The following is a 19,558-nucleotide window of genomic DNA, read 5'->3' as shown; positions in this document are numbered from 1 at the left end:
GCACGCCGATGAAGCTCGACCAGGCCGATTCCGCGGGCACCTGCAGTTTGGAGACGTTGACGACGACGGCGGACGGCTCGTCCAGCGTGGCCTTCGTGATGATGTCGCGCAGCGCCGCGGAGCTGCTGTTATCGAGCACGCCCTCGACCGTGAGCACGACGACCGACTGCTCGGTGCGCGTCGCAACGGCCAGCGAACTCGGTGACTCAGCTACCGCGCTCACCGCAGCCACCCCTTTCGCGTCAGGGCTTTATCCTCGCCGACCGCGACCCGGCAAGCCGTGTCATCCGGGTCCGCGTGTCTCAATAGCAATTTAGGCCCCCGCATTCCCAACGTGAAAGAAGGCGGATGCGATTTCCTTATCCGGCCGTCCGCTGCCATATCCCCCGCTCCTGGAATTCGGCCGATTATCCCGCCCCCACGAGATGAAAAATAAGACTAACGCGATTACCCGGACGCCACGATCGGCAAACCTGCGAAATACCCCGCGCGGGTCAGCTCAGCGCGTACGGCGGAGCGCCGACCCCCGCGACGGTGTGCGTGCCCCACGGCGTCCGCTCGATGATGCGGGCCGGCGCGCTGCGCTCGCCGACCGTCAGCGTCGCGGTGCGTGCCTGCTTGAGCGATTCACCGGGCAGCGTCGCGGACCCGAAGACCGTTCCCTGCCAGTGGTAGTGGCCGTCGATCGGGTCCAGGTGGCCGGCGAGACGCACGCGCACCGGATGGTCGGATCCGGCGATCGTCAGCGTCGCCGCGCCCTCGTAGGTCGCGTCATGCCCGATTGCGCCGGACGTCAACTCGAAGGCCGACGCCACCGGCTGGGGCTCGGCGGCGCGCACGTAGACGCGTTCGTTGAACACCCGCTGGCTGCTGCGGCGCACTTCGATGCGGGTGCTGTCGGTGCGGTCCATCTGTGCGACGCACTCGGCGATGTAGCGCGCCTGCGCGCCGGTGTCGGGCCCGCCGAGGAAGAAGTAGTTCGGGAAGCCGCGAAGGGCGACCCCGAAGTAGGGCTCCATGCCGTCGTGCCAGGCCGTCTCGCCCGAGATCGTGTCGGGCATCGCGAACCCGGTGCCGTAGACGATGGCGTCGGCGTCGTGTTCGGCGCCGTCGGCGGTCCGAATGCGCGACGGGGTGATGGCGACGACGGCCGATCGCACCAGCGCGGGCCGAGCCTGGGCGTCGGTGGCCGGCCGGATGCGGCGGCGCAACCAGCGCTTGGCGCGGGTGGCGGGCAGCGGCAGCTCGTCGACAACCCGGCGCGGGGGGTGCGCGAAGACCGTGACCGAGGCCGCCGATTTGATCAGCCGCGGGATGTAATGGCCGGCGGTGGAATCGGCGCCGATGACCGCGACGCGCTTGCCAACCGGGTCGAAACCCGCCGGCCACTGCGCCGCGTGGAACGACTCGCCCAGGAAGCCGTCCCGTCCGGCGATGTCCGGTAGCCACGGGACCCGCGCCGGCGGGTGGGCGGCCACCACGACGCGGGCCCGCACCGTCTCGCCGCCGTTCGTCGTCAGCAGCCAGGTTTGGGTGGCGTCGTCGAACCGTGAGCCGAGCAGTTCGCCGCCGAGCGTCGTGACCTCGGGGACGCCGGCCTCCTGCAGGGCCGCCCGTGCGCTGTCTCCCGCTCCAACGACGAGCGCCCGATGGCAGCGCACGGGCGGCTGGGTCACAGGAATCTGCTGCGCTTCCAGGCGCGGCGCGCGATCGGGCCCAGCAGGCCCACCTCGGTCAGAAACGCCGCCAGCGGAGCGAAGCCGGCGACCTGCATCTCGCGGCGATGCTGGCTGGTGCGCGCGATCTTTCGGGCCCGCTTCGCGTCCAGGCCCACCCGCGCGTACGGGATCGGATTGCTGAACAGGTAGTTGAAGAAGTACCCGCCAAGCCCGTTGATGTTGGCCATGAACCAGCGGTTGAGCCGCGGCATCTCGGCGGCACGCTTGCGCGCGCCGTCGCGGGCGAACTGAATGTGGCGGGCCTCTTCGGTGACGTGAATTCGCATGAGCCGCTGGATGATCGGCTGCAGCTCGGGGTCGTCCATCATCTGCCGTTGCAGCGAGTCGAAGATCTCTTCGCCGATGAGCGCGGCCATCCACAGCATCGAGCCCCGCTGGAACGCCAGCGGCAGCGCGTTGATGATCCATCGGTGAAACAGCCTGGGACGCACCGGCTTCGCACCGATGCGCTCGATGGCCTTGCCGAACATGACCATGTGGCGGGTCTCGTCGCCCAACTCGGTCAGCTTGTAATGCGTCGAGGAGCTGGTGGGGTCCTCGTGCAAGATGGTGCGCAGCAACGACTGGTTGAGCATGTTCTCGAACCAGATCCCGGCCGAGAGCGTGTTGACCAGTTCCTGGCGGGAAAGGTCGATCTGCTGTTCGCGCGTCATCTCGTCCCACAGCGGCGTGTTGTACAACGACACCAGCCGTGGCGGCAGGTAGAACTTGTCGGGATCCAGCGGCGCGTCCCAGTCGATGTCGACCACCGGCTCGTAGGACTTCTTGACCGAGCCCTTCAGCAATCGGTCCGAGAACTCCTCACGACTCGGCCCGCCCGGCTTCACCGCGGTCGTCATGGTGCGCGTCCCTTCATTGGGTGCTGCAGACGGTACCCATGGTATCGGGTACCTAGGGTCCCGGCTAGGTCTTCGAGGTCTCGATTCGGCAATCTGATTTAAGCAGTGAGGAGGGCTTCTTGGGTCGGCATATTCACGTGATCGGCATCGGGGCCGGCGACCCGGGCTATGTGACCGTCCAGGCGATCGAGGCGCTCAACGACACGCAGGTGTTCTTCGCGATGGACAAGGGCGAGGCGAAAAGCGACCTGGTCGCGCTGCGACGGGAGATCTGCGCGCGGTTCATCCGCGAGCCCGGATACCGCTTCGTCGAGCTGCCCGATCCCAAGCGGTCCGCGGAGGCCGACTATCGGGAGGCGGTCGCGGATTGGCACGCGGCGCGGGCGCGGGTCTGGGCGGACGCCATCTCCGCGGAACTGGGCGTCGACGGCGTCGGCGCCTTCCTGGCCTGGGGCGACCCGTCGCTGTACGACAGCACCCTGCGTATCCTCGACGCCGTCGCAGCCGAGCTCGACTTCACCCACGACGTCGTTCCGGGCATCACCGCGGTCCAGGCGCTGACCGCCCGGCACCGCATCCCGCTCAACGACGTCGGCGAGCCGGTCCTGTTCACCACGGGCAGGCAGCTGCGCGCGCACGGCCTGTCGGGCTCGGCGGTGGTGATGCTCGACGCCAAATGCTCGTTCCAGACCTGCCCGCCCGAAACCAAAATCTGGTGGGGCGCCTATCTAGGCACCGGCGACGAGCTGCTGATCGCGGGCACCGTCGGCGAGGTCGGGGCGCGCATCGCGGGGCTGCGGGCCGACGCCCGCGCCCGGCACGGCTGGATCATGGACACCTATTTGCTCAGAGCGGCAGACTGAAGGCGTGCCCGAACTCCCCGAGATCGAAGCGCTGGTCGACCATTTGCGCCGCCACGCCGTCGGATCGACGATCGGACGCGTCGACGTCGTTGCGTTTTCGGTGCTGAAAACCTTCGACCCGCCGATCAGCGCGCTGCACGGCCAGGCCGTGACGGGGGCCCTGCGCTGGGGCAAGTACCTGGGCGTGCAGGCCGGGCCGTTGTTCATGATCGCCCACCTGTCGCGCGCGGGCTGGCTGCGGTGGTCCGACAAGCTGGCCGCGGCACCGCTGCGCCCCGGCAAGGGCCCGATCGCGATGCGGGTGCACCTGGGCACGCCCGGTGCGGCGCCCGGCTTCGACCTCACCGAGGCCGGCACCCAGAAGCGGCTGGCGGTGTGGCTGGTCGACGACCCGCAGCTGGTGCCGGGCATCGCCGCCCTAGGGCCGGACGCGCTGGAGCTCGGCCCCGAGGACCTGGCCGGGGTGCTGTCTGGCAACACCGGCAGGATCAAGACCGTAATCACCGACCAGAAGGTGATCGCCGGCATCGGCAACGCCTACAGCGACGAAATCCTGCACGTCGCGAAGATCTCGCCGTTCGCCACCGCGGGCAAGCTCTCCGACGAACAGCTGACCGCCCTGCACGACGCGATGATCTCGGTGCTGACCGACGCGGTCAGCCGCTCCGTCGGCCAGGGCGCCGCCACGCTCAAGGGGGAGAAGCGCTCCGGCCTGCGCGTGCACGCCCGCACCGGGCTGCCCTGCCCGGTGTGCGGGGACACGGTGCGCGAAGTGTCGTTCGCGGACAAGTCTTTTCAGTACTGCCCGACGTGCCAGACCGGCGGCAAGGTGCTCGCCGACCGCCGCTTGTCGCGGCTGCTCAAGTAGCCGCCGGCGACGGTCGATATGCTGCCCGGGTGACTCGCCAGAAGATCCTGATCACCGGCGCCAGTTCCGGTCTGGGCGCCGGCATGGCGCGCTCCTTCGCCGCCAAGGGCCGCGACCTGGGGCTGTGCGCCCGTCGCACCGAGCGCCTCGACGAGCTGAAGACCGAACTGACACAACGGTATCCGGGAATCAAGATCGCCGTCGCTGCACTGGACGTGAACGACCACGAGCAGGTGCCGAAGGTGTTCGCCGAAATCAGCGACGAGCTCGGTGGCGTCGACCGCATCGTCGTCAACGCCGGCATCGGCCATGGCGCGAAGCTGGGTTCGGGCAAGCCGTGGGCGAACAGGAAAACCCTCCAGACCAACCTGGTGGCCGGTCTGATCCAGATCGAGGCCGCGCTGGAGATGTTCAACGAGAGCGGGTCCGGCCATCTGGTGCTCATCTCGTCGGTGCTCGGCAACAAGGGGGTGCCGGGCGTCAAGGCCGCTTACGCCGCAAGCAAAGCCGGGATGCGCTCGCTGGGTGAGTCGCTGCGCGCCGAATACCGCGGCGGCCCGATCAAGGTTTCGCTGATCGAGCCGGGCTACATCGAGTCGGAGATGACCGCCAAGTCGGAGAGCACAATGTTCATGGTGGACAACGAAACTGGCGTCAGGGCGCTGGTCGACGCGATCGAACGCGAACCCGGCCGCGCCGTGGTGCCGTGGTGGCCGTGGGCTGCCCTGGTGCAGCTGATGCGGGTGCTGCCGCCGCCGCTTACGAAACTGTTCGCGTAGTCATCAGCTCGTGCGTCCCCGCTCCGTCCGGTAGCGACGGACCAGCGCGTCGGTCGAACTGTCGGTCTGCGGCGCGGGTGAGGCGTCGGCGGTGATCACCGGAAGCAACGCCTTGGCCTGCGTTTTGCCCAGCTCCACACCCCACTGGTCGAACGAGTCGATGCCCCAGATCACGCCCTCGGTGAAGACCTGGTGCTCGTAGAGCGCGATCAGCTGGCCCAGCACCGACGGGGTGAGCCGGTCGGCCAAAATCGAAGTGGACGGCCGGTTTCCGGGCATCACCTTGTGCGGCACGACGTCGGCGGGGGTGCCCTCGGCGGCGATCTCCTCGGCGGTCTTGCCGAACGCCAGCACCTGCGTCTGGGCGAAGAAGTTGCTCATCAACAGGTCGTGCATGCTGCCGGTGCCGTCGGCGGTGGCAAGGTCGTCGACGGGTTGGCTGAAGCCGATGAAATCGGCCGGCACCAGCCGGGTGCCCTGATGGAGCAACTGGTAGAACGCGTGCTGGCCGTTGGTTCCCGGTTCGCCCCAAAAGATTTCGCCGGTGTCGGTGGTGACCGGCGTGCCGTCGGCGCGGGTCGACTTGCCGTTGGATTCCATGGTCAGCTGCTGCAGGTAGGCGGCGAAGCGCGACAGGTCGTTCGAATACGGCAGCACGGCGCGCGATTGCGCGCCCATGAAGTTGGAGTACCACAGCCCGATCAGGCCGAGCAGCACCGGCGCGTTCGACTCCAGCGGGGCGGTCTTGAAATGCCGGTCGACGATGTGGAATCCGGACAGGAAATCGGCGAACGCCTCTTTGCCGATGACGGCCATCAGCGACAGCCCGATCGCCGAGTCGACCGAATAACGCCCGCCGACCCAGTCCCAGAACCCGAACATGTTGTCGGTGTTGATGCCGAAGTCGTCCACCAGGCGCTTGTTGGTGGAAACCGCCACAAAGTGCTTGGACACCGCGGCGTCGCCGAGCGCGTCGGTCAGCCAGCGGCGCGCGGCGGTCGCGTTGGTCAGCGTCTCCAGCGTGGAGAAGGTCTTCGACGCGACGATGAAAAGCGTTGTGGCAGGGTCCAAGTCGGCCAGCTTCGCGACCAGGTCGGCCGGGTCGACGTTGGAGACGAAGCGTGCCGAGATCCCGGCGTCCGCGTAGTGGCGCAGCGCCTGGTAGACCATCACCGGGCCCAGGTCCGACCCGCCGATCCCGATGTTGACCACCGTGCTGATCTTTTTCCCGGTGGCCCCGGTCCATTCACCGCTGCGTAACCGGTCGGTGAAGTCGCCCATGGCGTCCAGCACGGAGTGCACGTCCTCGACCACGTTCTGGCCGTCGATGACCAGCTGGGCGTCGCGGGGCAGCCGCAGCGCGGTGTGCAGCACGGCCCGGTTCTCGGAGGTGTTGATGTGCACGCCGGCGAACATCTGGTCGCGGCGCTCTTCGAGATTAGCCGTCCTGGCCAGGTCGACCAGCAGCCCCAGCGTCTCTCGGGTGACGCGGTGTTTGCTGTAGTCGATGTAGAGGTCGCCGACCGTGACGGTGAGCTCGCGGCCGCGATCGGGATCGTCGTCGAAGAACTGCCGCAGATGGTCCTGGCCGATTTGTTCGTGATGCCTGCGCAGGGCGTCCCACGCCGGGGTGGCGGTGATGTCAGGGATGGTTTGCACGGATGTCACGGGCGCCGCTCCTCCTCATCGCAGAGCTCTGCATCGTCGCCGACGCGGGTCATGCTTCGACCCTAAGCGGCCCGGCGCGAGGCAGCCAGGTGTGGCCGCCCTGCCGCCGGCTTCAGTGGCCGAGCCGGCCCCTGCCCAGCCGCAGCAGCAGCATCGCGAGGTCCTTGCCGTCCGGACCGAGTTCGCTGTAACGCTCGATGACCTTCATCTCGCGGCTGTGGACCAGCCGGGTGCCGCCGGAGGCCATCCGCACCTTGCCGATCGCCTGGGACACTTCGGCCCGCCGCTTCACCGCGGCGAGGATCTCGGCGTCCAGCCGGTCGATCTCCTGGCGCAACGCGTCAATGTCGGTGTCCTCGTGGGACTCGACCATCTCGATGTTCATCTCTGCCAACTCCGCATTCTCTTGATGTGGGGGTTCTGGTCTCATCCGTTATCGGGCCTCACAAAAGAGACGAGCCCCGAATCCGGAAGCGGACCACGGGGCTCTGCGAAAGCAGCTACGCCACGGGCACCGCTGGCCGGTACCCGTAGAAAAATCGCCACTGCCTGTTGAGCACTCACCGAGTGTGCCACTAGGGGCCGCGACCACGCAAAAATGGGCGCGCCGCGCCGAAGGGCCTGGCCAGCGAAGTCGTCGGCGGGCGGCGGTAAATTTGGACCGACATGAGTGTGCACGCGACCAGTAATCCCGATGCCAAGTCCGCCCCCGAAGCAGAGCAGCTGCTCGACGGGCTCAACCCGCAGCAGCGTCAGGCGGTGGTGCACGAGGGTTCGCCCCTGCTGATCGTCGCGGGCGCGGGCTCGGGCAAGACGGCCGTCCTGACCCGGCGCATCGCCTACCTGATCGCGGCGCGCGGCGTCGGCGTCGGCCAGATCCTGGCGATCACCTTCACCAACAAGGCCGCCGCGGAAATGCGCGAACGGGTGGTGCGGCTGGTGGGCCCCAGGGCCCGCGCGATGTGGGTGTCCACGTTCCACTCGACCTGCGTGCGCATCCTGCGCAACCAGGCGTCGCTGATCAAGGGACTCAACTCCAACTTCTCGATCTACGACGCCGACGACTCGCGGCGCCTGCTGCAGATGATCGGCCGCGACATGGGGCTGGATATCAAGCGCTACTCGCCGCGGCTGCTGGCCAATGCGATCTCCAACCTGAAGAACGAGTTGATCTATCCCGACGACGCCGTGACCAACCTGTCCGACGATTCCGACGAGTTGAGCCGCACGGTGGCCTCCGTCTACGGCGAGTACCAGCGGCGGCTCCGGGCGGCCAACGCCCTGGACTTCGACGACCTGATCGGGGAGACCGTCGCGGTGCTGCAGACGTTCCCCGAGATCGCGCAGTATTACCGGCGGCGCTTCCGGCACGTGCTGGTCGACGAGTACCAGGACACCAACCACGCGCAGTACGTGCTGGTCCGGGAATTGGTGGGCACCGAGACCATCGACGGCGTGCCACCCGGCGAGCTGTGCGTCGTCGGCGACGCCGACCAGTCGATCTATGCGTTTCGCGGCGCCACCATCCGCAACATCGAGGACTTCGAGCGTGACTACCCCGACGCGAGAACCATTCTGCTGGAACAGAATTACCGCTCCACGCAGAACATCCTGTCGGCCGCCAACTCGGTGATCGCCCGCAACTCCGGGCGCCGCGAGAAGCGACTGTGGACCGATGCCGGCGCCGGCGAGCTGATCGTCGGCTACGTCGCCGACAACGAGCACGACGAGGCAAGGTTCGTGGCCGAGGAGATCGATGCGCTCGCGGAGCGCGGCGAGATCACCTACAACGACGTGGCCGTGTTCTACCGCACCAACAACTCGTCGCGGTCGTTGGAGGAGGTCTTCATCCGCGCCGGGATTCCGTACAAAGTCGTTGGGGGAGTGCGGTTTTACGAGCGCAAGGAGATCCGCGACATCGTCGCCTACCTGCGGGTGCTGGACAACCCGGGCGACGCGGTCAGCATGCGGCGCATCCTCAACACGCCGCGCCGGGGCATCGGGGATCGCGCCGAGGCGTGCGTGAGCGTGTACGCCGAGAACACCGGCGCCAGCTTCGCCGACGCGCTGGTGGCCGCGGCCGAGGGCAAAGTGCCGATGCTGAATACGCGCGCGGAGAAGGCGATCGCGGGTTTCGTCGAGCTGCTGGACGACCTGAGGGGCCACCTCGACGACGACCTCGGCGACCTGGTCGAGTTGGTGCTCGAGCGCTCCGGATACCGCAACGAGCTGGAGTCCTCCACCGATCCGCAGGAGCTGGCCCGGCTGGACAACCTCAACGAATTGGTCAGCGTCGCACACGAATTCAGTACGGATCAGGCCAACGCGGCGGCGCTGGACGAGTCGGAGTCGCCACTCGAGGACGAGGACGTCCCGGACACCGGTGTGCTGGCGGCGTTTCTGGAACGCGTGTCGCTGGTCGCCGACGCGGACGACATCCCCGAGCACGGCGCCGGCGTGGTCACGCTGATGACGCTGCACACGGCGAAGGGCCTGGAGTTCCCGGTGGTGTTCGTCACCGGCTGGGAGGACGGGATGTTCCCCCACATGCGGTCGCTGGACGATCCGACCGAGCTCTCCGAGGAGCGGCGGCTGGCCTACGTCGGCATCACCCGGGCGCGCCAGCGCCTGTACGTGAGCCGGGCCATCGTCCGGTCCTCGTGGGGACAGCCGATGCTCAACCCCGAATCGCGCTTCCTGCGCGAGATTCCGCAGGAGCTCATCGACTGGCGGCGCAGCGCGCCCGCGCCGTCGTTCAGTGCGCCGGTGAGCGGCGCCGGACGGTTCGGCGCGCCGCGCCCGTCGCCGACCCGCTCTGGGGCGAGCAAACGCCCGCCGCTGGTGCTGCAACCCGGCGATCGGGTGACCCACGACAAGTACGGGCTCGGCCGGGTCGAGGAGGTTTCCGGCGTCGGCGAATCGGCCATGTCGCTGATCGACTTCGGTAGCGCGGGCAGGGTGAAGCTGATGCACAACCACGCCCCGGTCAGCAAGCTTTAAGCCCGGTGCGCCGCCGAGCGTGCAGCCACGGCGAATTTTTCGCGGATTTTTCGCCCTGAGAACACGTTCGGCGCGGAGGGCTTGGCTAGGCCGACAGCCAGCGTTTGGTTTGCGGGTGAAACGCCAGCACCACGCTGGCGACCGGCAGCAGCCACAGGGTGTACACGATCCACGCCACCCGCGCGCCGGCGATGAACACGCCGCCGTAGGTCAGCACGGCGACCACCGCGCCGGCCGCAATGAGGTAGCGCCCCACCGGCCGATGCTGCAGCAGCAAGATCACACCCGAAACGGTGGTTATAGCGAACACCAGCGCGAGAAAGGCCACCGCGATGCAGAACAGGCGGTCGGTGCGCCACCACCCGGCGATCAGGTCGGTGGCGACCACCGACGTGGCCCAGCCGCTGACAATGCTGACCGCGGCGGCGGCGACGGCGGTCCGGCCGCTGGGTTCGTGGCCCGGCAGGCCGCCGCGGCGGGCCGGCGCCTCGTACGAGGGCGGCTGCCGGGGGATGTGGGTGGTCGGGGACTCCGGCACGACGGGCATCGGCCCGGTCGGGGCCCGCCGGATGATCCGAGTCTGCGATTCCGAGGGGGGTGCTGCGGTCTCGGGCGGCGGGACAGGGGGATCGTTGGGCGAACTCACCTCAGCCAGCGTAATTGCCGACGTTAAGTCCCCGCTTTGCGAGCCACGGCACGGGGTCGATCCGCTCCGTGCCGCCCTGTAGCACCTCAAAGTGCAGGTGCGGGCCGGTGGAATTGCCCCGGTTGCCCATGGTGGCGATCTGGTCACCCGCCATGACGCGCTGGCCGACGCTGACCAGCGTCGTGTTGACGTGGCCGTAGAGCGTGACCGTGCCGTCGGCATGGCGGAGCTTGACCAACGCCCCGTAGCCCGCGGCCGGTCCGGAGTCGATGACGACGCCGTCGGACACCGCGTAAATCGGGGTGCCGATCGAGTTGGCCAGGTCGATTCCGGCGTGCAGCACACCCCAGCGGTACCCGAAGTTGGAGGTGAAGATGCCCTTCGTCGGCATCACGTACAGCGGCTGCTGCAACCGCGCCTCGCGCTGCGCGCGGTCGTTGGCGAAGGCCACGCCCCTGGCGAATTCCTCGTTGTGCACCGCGGCGTTGGCCGCGGGCTGGACCGCGATCACCTGGGCGCCGCGGATGGTGTTCGGCCCCGCCCCGCCGGTCATCGCCGACGCGTTGGCCGTCAGCACGGCCTCCGTCTTGGGGGTGTCGGCGTGGCTGGTCGCCGTGTGGGCCGCCGCGGCCGCCGCCCCGGCCGCCATCGCGGAGATCAGCAGGCGCCCCCTGGCCGCGCTGGTTGGCTGCTTGCGGTGCGCCCCGCCGCGCCGGATCGCGGGAATGACGTCGGTGATGTCCGAGTGATTGGGACGAGGTGCGTCGACATCCGGGGCTTCGGGCTGAAACCTCGCCGGGACGGGCACGGCCGCGGGCGCCGCCAGCAACAGCGGACCGAGGTCGTCGATGTCGTGCAGGTCGTCGAGCTCGGGAGCCAGCAGCACCTGAGCCTCGTTGTCGAAGGTCGAGTCGTTGCTGAAGTCCAGGTCGCCGAGATCACCCGACTCGTCGGCGAATTCCAGGTCGTCGAAGTCGAATCCGTCGAGGGGAAGGATCTCGGTGACTTCGTTTCGGTTCGCCTCGGTCCATCGGCCCCCGGCCGCGCGGCCGACCCTCACGACGCCGGTTGACACGGCAGAAGGACGGGCTAAACGGTGCTGCGACAAGCTGAATTGTCCTCGTATCGTGACCATAACGTTATCTGGACCCTAGGAAGGTATCCGCTAACCGACGGGGCTGGCAACCTCGGGCCAAGAACCCGACGAATATTGTGATTCGCATCACTTTTGAGGCTTGCCGGTATGCCGTGAGGTGTGCCACATCGGTGGACGCGACGGTAGCAGGCGTTCGGCGGGTGGATACAGTGCCAGCGTGCGAGTTGCCGAATCCGGCGCCGCCGCCCACGTACAGGCCTAGCAGCAAGCCGACCGAAGACAGTGAGCCCATGGACCTTTTCGAGTATCAAGCAAAAGAGTTGTTCGCCAAGCACAACGTACCGAGCACGCCCGGCCGGGTGACCGACACCGCCGAGGGCGCCAAGGCCATCGCCGAGGAGATCGGTGCCCCGGTGATGGTCAAGGCGCAGGTCAAGATCGGGGGCCGCGGCAAGGCGGGCGGCGTCAAGTACGCCGCCACCCCCGAGGACGCGTACGAACACGCCAAGAACATCCTCGGCCTGGACATCAAGGGCCACATCGTGAAGAAGCTCCTGGTCGCCGAGGCCAGCGACATCGCCGAGGAGTACTACATCTCCTTCCTGCTCGACCGCGCCAACCGCACCTACCTGGCGATGTGCTCGGTGGAGGGCGGCATGGAGATCGAGGAGGTGGCCGCCACCAAGCCCGACCGGCTGGCCAAGGTGCCGGTGAGCGCCGTCAAGGGCGTCGACGAGGCGACCGCGCGGTCCATCGCCGAGCAGGGCCACCTGCCGGCCGAGGTGCTCGACGCCGCCGCCGTCACCATCTCCAAGCTGTGGGAGCTTTTCGTCGCCGAGGACGCGACGCTGGTCGAGGTCAACCCGCTGGTCCGCACGCCGGACGACCGGATCCTCGCGCTGGACGGCAAGGTCACGCTGGACGCCAACGCCGACTTCCGCCACCCCGACCACGCCGAGTACGAGGACCGCGACGCCACCGACCCGCTGGAGCTCAAGGCCAAGGAACACCACCTCAACTACGTCAAGCTCGACGGCCAGGTCGGCATCATCGGCAACGGCGCGGGCCTGGTGATGTCGACCCTCGACGTCGTCGCCTACGCCGGCGAGAAGCACGGGGGCGTCAAGCCGGCCAACTTCCTCGACATCGGCGGCGGCGCCTCGGCGGAGGTGATGGCCGCCGGGCTGGACGTGGTCCTGGGTGACCAACAGGTCAAGAGTGTGTTCGTCAACGTCTTCGGCGGCATCACCTCCTGCGACGCCGTGGCCACCGGCATCGTCAAGGCGCTGGAAATCCTCGGCGGCGAAGCCAACAAGCCGCTGGTGGTGCGCCTCGACGGCAACAACGTCGAAGAGGGCCGCCGCATCCTGACCGAGGCCAACCACCCGCTGGTGACGCTGGTGGCCACCATGGACGAGGCCGCCGACAAGGCCGCCGAACTGGCGAGCGCCTGAAAGGACTTGGAAACCATGTCGATCTTTCTGAACAAGGACAACAAGGTCATCGTCCAGGGCATCACGGGCAGCGAGGCCACCGTGCACACCGCCCGAATGCTCAAGGCGGGCACCCAGATTGTGGGCGGCGTCAACGCGCGTAAGGCGGGCACCACGGTCACGCACGAGGACAAGGGCGGCCGGATCGTCAAGCTGCCGGTGTTCGGCGGCGTCGCGGAGGCGATGAAAGAAACCGGCGCCGACGTGTCGATCATCTTCGTGCCGCCGAAGTTCGCCAAGGACGCCATCATCGAGGCCGTCGACGCCGAGATCCCGCTGCTGGTAGTCATCACCGAGGGAATTCCCGTGCAGGACACCGCTTTTGCGTGGGCCTACAACGTGGAAAAGGGCGGCAAGACGCGCATCATCGGCCCGAACTGTCCCGGCATCATCACCCCGGGTCAGGCGCTGGTGGGCATCACCCCGGCCAACATCACCGGTTCGGGTCCCGTCGGGCTGGTGTCCAAGTCCGGCACGCTGACCTACCAAATGATGTACGAGCTGCGCGATTTCGGGTTCTCGACGTCGATCGGCATCGGCGGGGACCCCGTGATCGGGACCACCCACATCGACGCCATCGAGGCGTTCGAGAAGGACCCCGACACCAAGGTCATCGTGATGATCGGTGAGATCGGCGGCGACGCCGAGGAGCGCGCGGCCGACTACATCAAGGCCCACGTCTCCAAGCCGGTCGTCGGCTACGTCGCGGGATTCACCGCGCCGGAGGGCAAGACGATGGGCCACGCGGGCGCGATCGTGTCCGGCTCGTCGGGCACCGCGGCCGCCAAGAAGGAGGCCCTGGAGGCCGCGGGCGTCAAGGTCGGCAAGACCCCGTCGGAGACGGCCGCGCTGGCCCGGGAGATCCTGAAGAGCCTGTAACGCTCTTTGCGCGACCAGACCCAAAAGCCCCCGCTGACCGGCGTGTCGCGGCGCTCTTGTGTCTGCTCGCGCTAGACGGCTGCCGCCAGCTTGCCGGCCAGCCGCTCCACGTAGGCGGCGATCTCGTCTTCGGGGCGATCCGGCAAACCGAACAGCACCTCGGTCACGCCCAGCTCGGCCCACCGCGCCAGCTTCTCGGGGATCGGCTTGAAGTCCAGCGCGACGATCTGCGGAGCGCCGTCGCGGCCCGCGGCGGCCCAGGTGTCCTGCAGCAGCCTGACCGGCTCGTCGATGTCGAAGTCGCGGGGTGTGGTGATCCAGCCGTCGGCGCTGCGCGCGATCCACTTGAAGTTCTTCTCGTTGCCGGCCGCGCCCACCAACACCGGAATGTGTGACTGCACCGGCTTCGGCCAGGCCCAGCTGGGACCGAACTTGACGAATTCGCCGTCGTAGGCGGCCTCTTCCTCCGTCCACAACGCGCGCATCGCCTCGATGTACTCGCGCAACATGGTGCGGCGCCGCCCGGCCGGCACCCCGTGGTCGGCGAGCTCGTCGGTGTTCCACCCGAACCCGACGCCGAGGCTGACCCGGCCGCCGGACAGATGGTCAAGGGTGGCAATGCTTTTCGCCAACGTGATCGGGTCGTGCTCGACGGGCAGCGCGACCGCGGTCGACAGGCGCACCCGCGACGTGACGGCGCACGCCGCGCCCAGGCTTACCCAGGGGTCCAGCGTGCGCATGTAGCGGTCGTCCGGCAGCGACGCGTCGCCCGTCGTGGGATGCGCCGCCTCGCGCTTGACCGGAATGTGGGTGTGTTCCGGCACGTAGAACGTGTGGAAGCCGTTGTCGTCGGCAAGCTTGGCGGCCGCCGCGGGGGAGATGCCGCGATCGCTGGTGAAAAGCACGAGCCCGTAATCCATGCACAGGATTAGAACGTGTTCTACCGGCGCGGGGCAAGCTGCGCAGGCGCGGCGTCCCGGCACGGCCGCCCGGACGTGCGCTAGCGTGGGTGATCGATCGCGTCGCAACGCAACATGGGGAAGGTGTTCGAAGCGGCGCGCCCGGCGACTCGGCGTCGCGCGTGAATGCGACACCGCCGAGACACCCCAAGACACGGGAAGCAACAGGAGGAGTCATGACCTACTCGCCCGGTAGCCCCGGATACCAACCCTCGCAGCCCGGGGGCTCCTATGCCGGCGGCACGCCGTCCTTCGCCAAGACCGACGACGGCGAAAGCAAGCTTCCGCTGGTCCTGAACGTCGCCGTGGTGGTGCTCGGCATCGCGGTGTATCTGCTGAACTTCGGACCGACGTTCACCATCGGCGCCGACCTCGGTCCGGGCGGTGGACGCGCCGGCGATGCGGGCACCGCGGTCATCGTCGCGGTGCTGGCTTCCCTGCTGGCCGGAATCAGCTTGTTGCCCAAGGCCAAGAGCTACGTGGGAATCGTCGCGGTGATCGCGGTGCTGGGTGCGCTGCTGGCCATCACCGAGACCGTCAACACGCCCGCCGGTTTCGCGATCGGCTGGGCCATGTGGCCCTTGGTCGCCTGCAGCATCTTCCAGGCGCTCGCCGCCATCGCCGCGTTGCTGCTGGACGCCGGCGTCATCACCGCGCCCGCCCCTCGGCCGAAGTACGACCCGTACGCGCAATACGGCCAGTACGGGCAATACGGCCAGTACGGGCAGCAGTACGGCCAGCAGCCGTCGTACTACGGCCAGCAGCACGCGGGACACCAGGAGCCGCCGCGGCCTTCCGGGTACGGCGCCCAGTACGGGGGCTATCCGTCGAGCCAGGACGTGACTCAGCAGGCGATCCCCACGTCGACCGGCGGCTTCGGTGCACAGCCCTCGCCGCAATCCGGGCCCCAGCCGGCGGCGCACCAGCAGGGACCGTCCACCCCACCCACCGGCTTCCCCAGCTTCAGCCCGCCGCCGTCGTCCAACGCGAGCGGCCCGGAGTCACAGGCGGGTTCGGCCCCGGCCGACCAATCCAGCCACACCGGCGGCCAGGAGCAGCAGTCGCCCTCCGGGCCGGCGGCACCGGCCTAAGCCTGCGCTCTCGCGCGTAGTCGGGCACGTGCGCCAAGAGTGACAAGGGTGTCGGAAAGCGCGGACAGCCAGGCGGCTGGCGCTCGCCAGGCGCGCGACCTTGTCCGGGTGGCGTTCGCGCCGGCCGTGGTGGCCTTGGGCATCATCGCCGCGGTCACGTTGCTGCAGTTGCTGATCGCCAACAGCGACATGACCGGCGCGCCGGGCGCCATCGCCAGCATGTGGCTCGGGGTGCACCAGGTGCCGATCTCGATCGGCGGCCGCGAACTGGGCGTCCTGCCGCTGCTGCCGGCCATGTTGATGGTGTGGGGCACCGCGCGCAGCAGCGCGCGGGCGACGGCTCCCTCCTCGTCGTGGCTGGTGGTCCGCTGGGTGATCGCCTCCGCGCTGGGTGGGCCCCTCCTGATGGCGGCGATCGCGCTGGCGGTCATCCACGACGCGTCGTCGGTGATCACCGAGCTGCAGACGCCCAGCGCCCTTCGGGCGTTCGCCAGTGTGCTGGCGGTGCACGCGATCGGCGCGGCGATCGGCGTGTGGTCACGGGTGGGCCGGCGCGCGTTGGCGGCATCGCCGCTGCCCAACTGGCTCGGTGATTCGCTGCGCGCCGCGGTCGCCGGTGTGCTGGCGCTACTCGGGCTTTCCGGCCTGGTGACCGCGGGCTCGCTCGTTGTGCACTGGGCGACGATGCAGGAGCTCTACGGGATCACCGATTCGATATTCGGCGAGTTCAGCCTCACGGTGCTGTCGGTGCTGTACGCGCCCAACGTCATCGTCGGCACCTCGGCGGTCGCCGTCGGGTCCAGCGCCCACCTCGGTTTCGCGACGTTCAGCCCGTTCACCGTGTTCGGCGGCGACATGCCCGCGCTGCCGATCCTGGCCGTGGCCCCCACGCCGCCCCTGGGTCCGGTCTGGGTCGCGTTGCTCATCGTGGGTGCCTCGTCCGGTGTGGCGGTGGGACAGCAGTGCGCCCGGCGGGCGCTGCCGCTCCTGCCGGCGATGGCCAAACTGCTGGTCGCCTCGATCGCCGGGGCCCTGGCGATGTCGTTGCTGGCCTACGGCGGTAGCGGCCGGCTGGGCAACTTCGGCCACGTCGGCGTCGACCAGGGGGCCCTGCTGATCGGCGTGTTCTTCTGGTTCGCGGTGGTCGGCTGGATAACCGTCGTGATGGCCGGCGGGATCTTGCCGATCCGGCTCAGGCGCCGCAAGAGCCCTCCCGTTGCGGCGGCTGAGGAACCGGCGGACTTCGCGGAGCTCTTCGACGAGCCGGCCGACGAGGCCGATAACGAGGAGCGGCCGGTCAACGAGGACGACGAGACGCCGCCGCAGTCGTGATCGAGTCTGCGCTCAGCGCCGACACGCCGGGCGAGGTAGCGCTGGACGGAGAGTCGGCGCGCAGGGGCGCCCGACTAGGCTCCCCGTTGTGCCCCAACCGCTTCACGTGCCCCCGAGCGCGCCGGCGCGGGTGGTGGTGCTGGCGTCGGGCACCGGTTCGCTGCTGGGCTCCCTCGTCGAAGCCGCCACGGGTGACTACCCGGCGCGGATAGTCGCCGTCGGCGTAGATCGCGAATGCCGGGCCACCGAGGTCGCGGCGGCGGCGTCGCTGCCGGCGTTCACGGTCCGCCTCGGCGACTACCCCGACCGCACCGCCTGGGACGCCGCCATCACCGACGCCACCGCCGCGCACTCGCCCGATCTCATCGTTTCGGCGGGGTTCATGAAAATACTTGGACCGCAATTCCTTTCACGCTTCTGCGGCCGGACCCTGAACACACATCCGGCGCTGCTGCCGGCGTTCGCCGGGGCGCACGCCGTGCCCGAAGCGCTGGCTTACGGTGTGAAGGTCACCGGCTGTACGGTGCACCTGGTAGACGCCGGCATGGACACCGGGCCGATATTGGCGCAGGAGCCCGTTTCGGTACTCGACGACGACGACGAAGAGACCCTGCACGAACGCATCAAGGTCATCGAACGGCGACTGTTGGTGGACGTGGTGGCCGCGATCGCTACCCGCGGCGTGACCTGGACCGGACGAAAGGCGACCATAGGATGAGCGACGAGTCAAGAAGGGCGATTCGCCGCGCGTTGATCAGCGTGTACGACAAGACGGGGCTGATCGGGCTCGCCGAGGGCCTGAGCGCGACGGGCGTGGAAATCGTATCGACCGGCTCGACCGCGAAAACCATTGCCGACAAAGGGATTCCGGTCACCAGGGTGGAGGAGCTGACCGGCTTCCCCGAGGTGCTCGACGGGCGGGTCAAGACGCTGCACCCGCGGGTGCACGCCGGCCTGCTGGCCGACCTGCGCAAGCCCGAGCACGCCGCGGCGCTCGAGGAGCTCGGGATCGCGGCCTTCGAACTGGTCGTCGTCAACCTCTATCCGTTCAGCGAGACCGTCGGCTCCGGCGCGGGCATCGACGAATGCGTCGAGCAGATCGACATCGGCGGGCCGTCGATGGTCCGGGCGGCCGCCAAGAACCATCCCAGCGTGGCGGTGGTGGTCGACCCGCTCGGGTATGACGGGGTGCTCGCCGCGGTGCGCAACGGCGGATTTACCCTCGCCGAGCGCAAAAGGCTGGCGTCGCTGGCGTTTCAGCACACCGCGGACTACGACATCGCCGTGGCCGGCTGGATGGAGTCGACGCTGGCGCCCGAGCATCCGCCCACCGCTTTCCCACAGTGGCTCGCCGGCAGCTGGCGGCGAACGGCGATGCTGCGCTACGGGGAGAACCCGCACCAGCAGGCGGCGCTGTACAGCGACCCCGGCGCCTGGCCGGGCCTGGCGCAGGCCGAACAGCTGCACGGAAAAGAGATGTCCTACAACAACTTCACCGATGCCGACGCGGCGTGGCGGGCCGCCTTCGACCATGAAGACATCTGCGTGGCAATCATCAAGCACGCCAACCCTTGTGGGATCGCGATCTCGTCGGTGTCGGTGGCCGATGCGCACCGCAAGGCCCACGAATGCGATCCGCTGAGCGCCTTCGGCGGGGTGATCGCGTCGAACACCGAAGTCAGCGTCGAGATGGCGGAATACGTCAGCACCATCTTCACCGAGGTGATCGTCGCGCCGGCCTACGCGCCGGGCGCGGTCGACGCGTTGACGCGCAAGAAGAACATCCGGGTGCTGGTGGCCTCCGAGCCGCTGGCCGGTGGCACCGAGCTGCGCCCGGTCAGCGGGGGATTGCTGGTGCAACAACGGGATCAGCTCGACGCGCACGGCGACAACCCGGCGAACTGGACTCTGGCGACCGGCTCACCGGCCGACCCGAACACCTTGACCGACCTGGTCTTTGCGTGGCGGTCCTGCCGCGCGGTCAAGTCGAACGCGATCGTCATCGCCGCCGACGGCGCGACCGTCGGCGTCGGCATGGGGCAGGTCAACCGCGTCGACGCCGCCCGGCTGGCCGTGGAACGCGGCGGCGACCGGGTCCGCGGCGCGGTCGCGGCCTCGGACGCGTTCTTCCCGTTCCCCGACGGGCTCGAAACACTGACCGCAGCGGGGGTCAGGGCGGTGGTGCATCCGGGCGGATCGGTGCGCGACGACGAGGTCACCGCGGCGGCGGCCAACGTCGGCGTCACCCTCTACCTCACCGGGGCGCGTCACTTCGCGCACTAGAACACTTACCGCGTGGGCGCGGG

Annotated in this window: 16 protein-coding genes and 3 pseudogenes; 11 read left to right on the top strand and 8 right to left on the bottom strand. The window is 68.6% G+C overall.

What is annotated here, in order from left to right; genetic code table 11:
- The 3 genes and pseudogenes from A5655_RS21710 to A5655_RS21700 form a co-directional block, all read right to left on the bottom strand.
- Positions 1 to 232 (bottom strand): annotated as a pseudogene (locus A5655_RS21710) (sulfate transporter); the annotation flags it as partial.
- Between the two features lie 262 nt (positions 233 to 494).
- Entirely contained in the window at positions 495 to 1,436 is a 942-nt protein-coding gene (locus A5655_RS21705) for a DUF4873 domain-containing protein (RefSeq protein ID WP_231999235.1), read from the bottom strand.
- A gap of 236 nt (positions 1,437 to 1,672) precedes the next feature.
- Positions 1,673 to 2,578: a diiron oxygenase gene (locus A5655_RS21700; protein WP_067013601.1), complete on the bottom strand. Its 906-nt coding sequence runs from the start codon at positions 2,576 to 2,578 to the stop codon at positions 1,673 to 1,675.
- 119 nt (positions 2,579 to 2,697) lie between these two features.
- Between A5655_RS21700 and cobF the strand changes: the two genes are divergently transcribed.
- The 4 genes and pseudogenes from cobF to A5655_RS21685 all read left to right on the top strand — a co-directional run bounded on the left by cobF (position 2,698) and on the right by A5655_RS21685 (position 5,088).
- A complete protein-coding gene (gene cobF, locus A5655_RS21695) occupies positions 2,698 to 3,441 on the top strand; it encodes a precorrin-6A synthase (deacetylating) (RefSeq protein ID WP_067013599.1) in 744 nt (247 codons plus the stop codon).
- A gap of 4 nt (positions 3,442 to 3,445) precedes the next feature.
- Positions 3,446 to 3,688, top strand: a pseudogene (locus tag A5655_RS28940) (DNA-formamidopyrimidine glycosylase family protein); the annotation flags it as partial.
- A 150-nt stretch (positions 3,689 to 3,838) separates the two neighbouring features.
- Positions 3,839 to 4,309, top strand: a complete 471-nt coding sequence (locus A5655_RS28935; RefSeq protein WP_231999234.1) for a zinc finger domain-containing protein — start codon at positions 3,839 to 3,841, stop codon at positions 4,307 to 4,309.
- 29 nt (positions 4,310 to 4,338) lie between these two features.
- Complete coding sequence (locus A5655_RS21685; RefSeq protein ID WP_067013595.1) at positions 4,339 to 5,088, top strand: SDR family oxidoreductase; 750 nt, start codon at positions 4,339 to 4,341, stop codon at positions 5,086 to 5,088.
- 3 nt (positions 5,089 to 5,091) lie between these two features.
- Here the strand turns inward: A5655_RS21685 and pgi are convergent, their stop codons facing one another.
- Together pgi and A5655_RS21675 are read right to left on the bottom strand one after the other, a co-directional pair.
- On the bottom strand, positions 5,092 to 6,756 hold the full coding sequence (pgi, locus tag A5655_RS21680) for a glucose-6-phosphate isomerase (protein WP_067013593.1): 1,665 nt from the start codon (positions 6,754 to 6,756) through the stop codon (positions 5,092 to 5,094).
- A gap of 112 nt (positions 6,757 to 6,868) precedes the next feature.
- Positions 6,869 to 7,186, bottom strand: coding sequence for a chorismate mutase (locus A5655_RS21675; protein WP_082978798.1), 318 nt, complete (start codon positions 7,184 to 7,186; stop codon positions 6,869 to 6,871).
- A 236-nt stretch (positions 7,187 to 7,422) separates the two neighbouring features.
- Here A5655_RS21675 and pcrA point away from each other — a divergent pair, with 236 nt between their 5' ends.
- A complete protein-coding gene (gene pcrA / locus A5655_RS21670) occupies positions 7,423 to 9,756 on the top strand; it encodes a DNA helicase PcrA (protein WP_067013589.1) in 2,334 nt (777 codons plus the stop codon).
- 85 nt (positions 9,757 to 9,841) lie between these two features.
- Here pcrA and A5655_RS21665 read toward each other — a convergent pair whose 3' ends face one another.
- Complete coding sequence (locus A5655_RS21665; protein ID WP_197508764.1) at positions 9,842 to 10,402, bottom strand: hypothetical protein; 561 nt, start codon at positions 10,400 to 10,402, stop codon at positions 9,842 to 9,844.
- 1 nt (position 10,403) lies between these two features.
- Positions 10,404 to 11,510 (bottom strand): M23 family metallopeptidase, encoded by a 1,107-nt coding sequence (locus A5655_RS21660; RefSeq protein ID WP_067013610.1) that lies wholly within the window; start codon positions 11,508 to 11,510, stop codon positions 10,404 to 10,406.
- Positions 11,511 to 11,788: 278 nt separating this feature from the next.
- Here A5655_RS21660 and sucC point away from each other — a divergent pair, with 278 nt between their 5' ends.
- A complete protein-coding gene (sucC, locus tag A5655_RS21655) occupies positions 11,789 to 12,952 on the top strand; it encodes an ADP-forming succinate--CoA ligase subunit beta (RefSeq protein ID WP_067013587.1) in 1,164 nt (387 codons plus the stop codon).
- A gap of 15 nt (positions 12,953 to 12,967) precedes the next feature.
- Positions 12,968 to 13,870 (top strand): succinate--CoA ligase subunit alpha, encoded by a 903-nt coding sequence (gene sucD / locus A5655_RS21650; protein WP_067013585.1) that lies wholly within the window; start codon positions 12,968 to 12,970, stop codon positions 13,868 to 13,870.
- Positions 13,871 to 13,941: 71 nt separating this feature from the next.
- On the opposite strand, the gene A5655_RS21645 is transcribed toward sucD, so the two are convergent.
- Positions 13,942 to 14,790: an LLM class F420-dependent oxidoreductase gene (locus A5655_RS21645; protein WP_067013583.1), complete on the bottom strand. Its 849-nt coding sequence runs from the start codon at positions 14,788 to 14,790 to the stop codon at positions 13,942 to 13,944.
- 215 nt (positions 14,791 to 15,005) lie between these two features.
- Between A5655_RS21645 and A5655_RS21640 the strand changes: the two genes are divergently transcribed.
- The 4 genes and pseudogenes from A5655_RS21640 to purH all read left to right on the top strand — a co-directional run bounded on the left by A5655_RS21640 (position 15,006) and on the right by purH (position 19,535).
- Positions 15,006 to 15,920: a DUF5336 domain-containing protein gene (locus A5655_RS21640; RefSeq protein WP_067013581.1), complete on the top strand. Its 915-nt coding sequence runs from the start codon at positions 15,006 to 15,008 to the stop codon at positions 15,918 to 15,920.
- Positions 15,921 to 15,959: 39 nt separating this feature from the next.
- Positions 15,960 to 17,148: pseudogene (locus A5655_RS21635) on the top strand (DUF6350 family protein); the annotation flags it as partial.
- Positions 17,149 to 17,340: 192 nt separating this feature from the next.
- The gene (gene purN / locus A5655_RS21630; RefSeq protein ID WP_067013579.1) at positions 17,341 to 17,970 is read left to right on the top strand and encodes a phosphoribosylglycinamide formyltransferase; all 630 of its coding nucleotides are present in this window, start codon (positions 17,341 to 17,343) and stop codon (positions 17,968 to 17,970) included.
- The gene (purH, locus tag A5655_RS21625) at positions 17,967 to 19,535 is read left to right on the top strand and encodes a bifunctional phosphoribosylaminoimidazolecarboxamide formyltransferase/IMP cyclohydrolase (protein WP_067013577.1); all 1,569 of its coding nucleotides are present in this window, start codon (positions 17,967 to 17,969) and stop codon (positions 19,533 to 19,535) included. The genes purN and purH overlap by 4 nt, the downstream gene beginning before the upstream one ends.
- The last annotated feature ends 23 nt before the right edge of the window (positions 19,536 to 19,558 follow it).

It is taken from the genome of Mycobacterium sp. 1081908.1 (assembly GCF_001673535.1).
Lineage (GTDB): Bacteria > Actinomycetota > Actinomycetes > Mycobacteriales > Mycobacteriaceae > Mycobacterium.
This window is presented reverse-complemented; position numbering and strand designations above follow the sequence as displayed.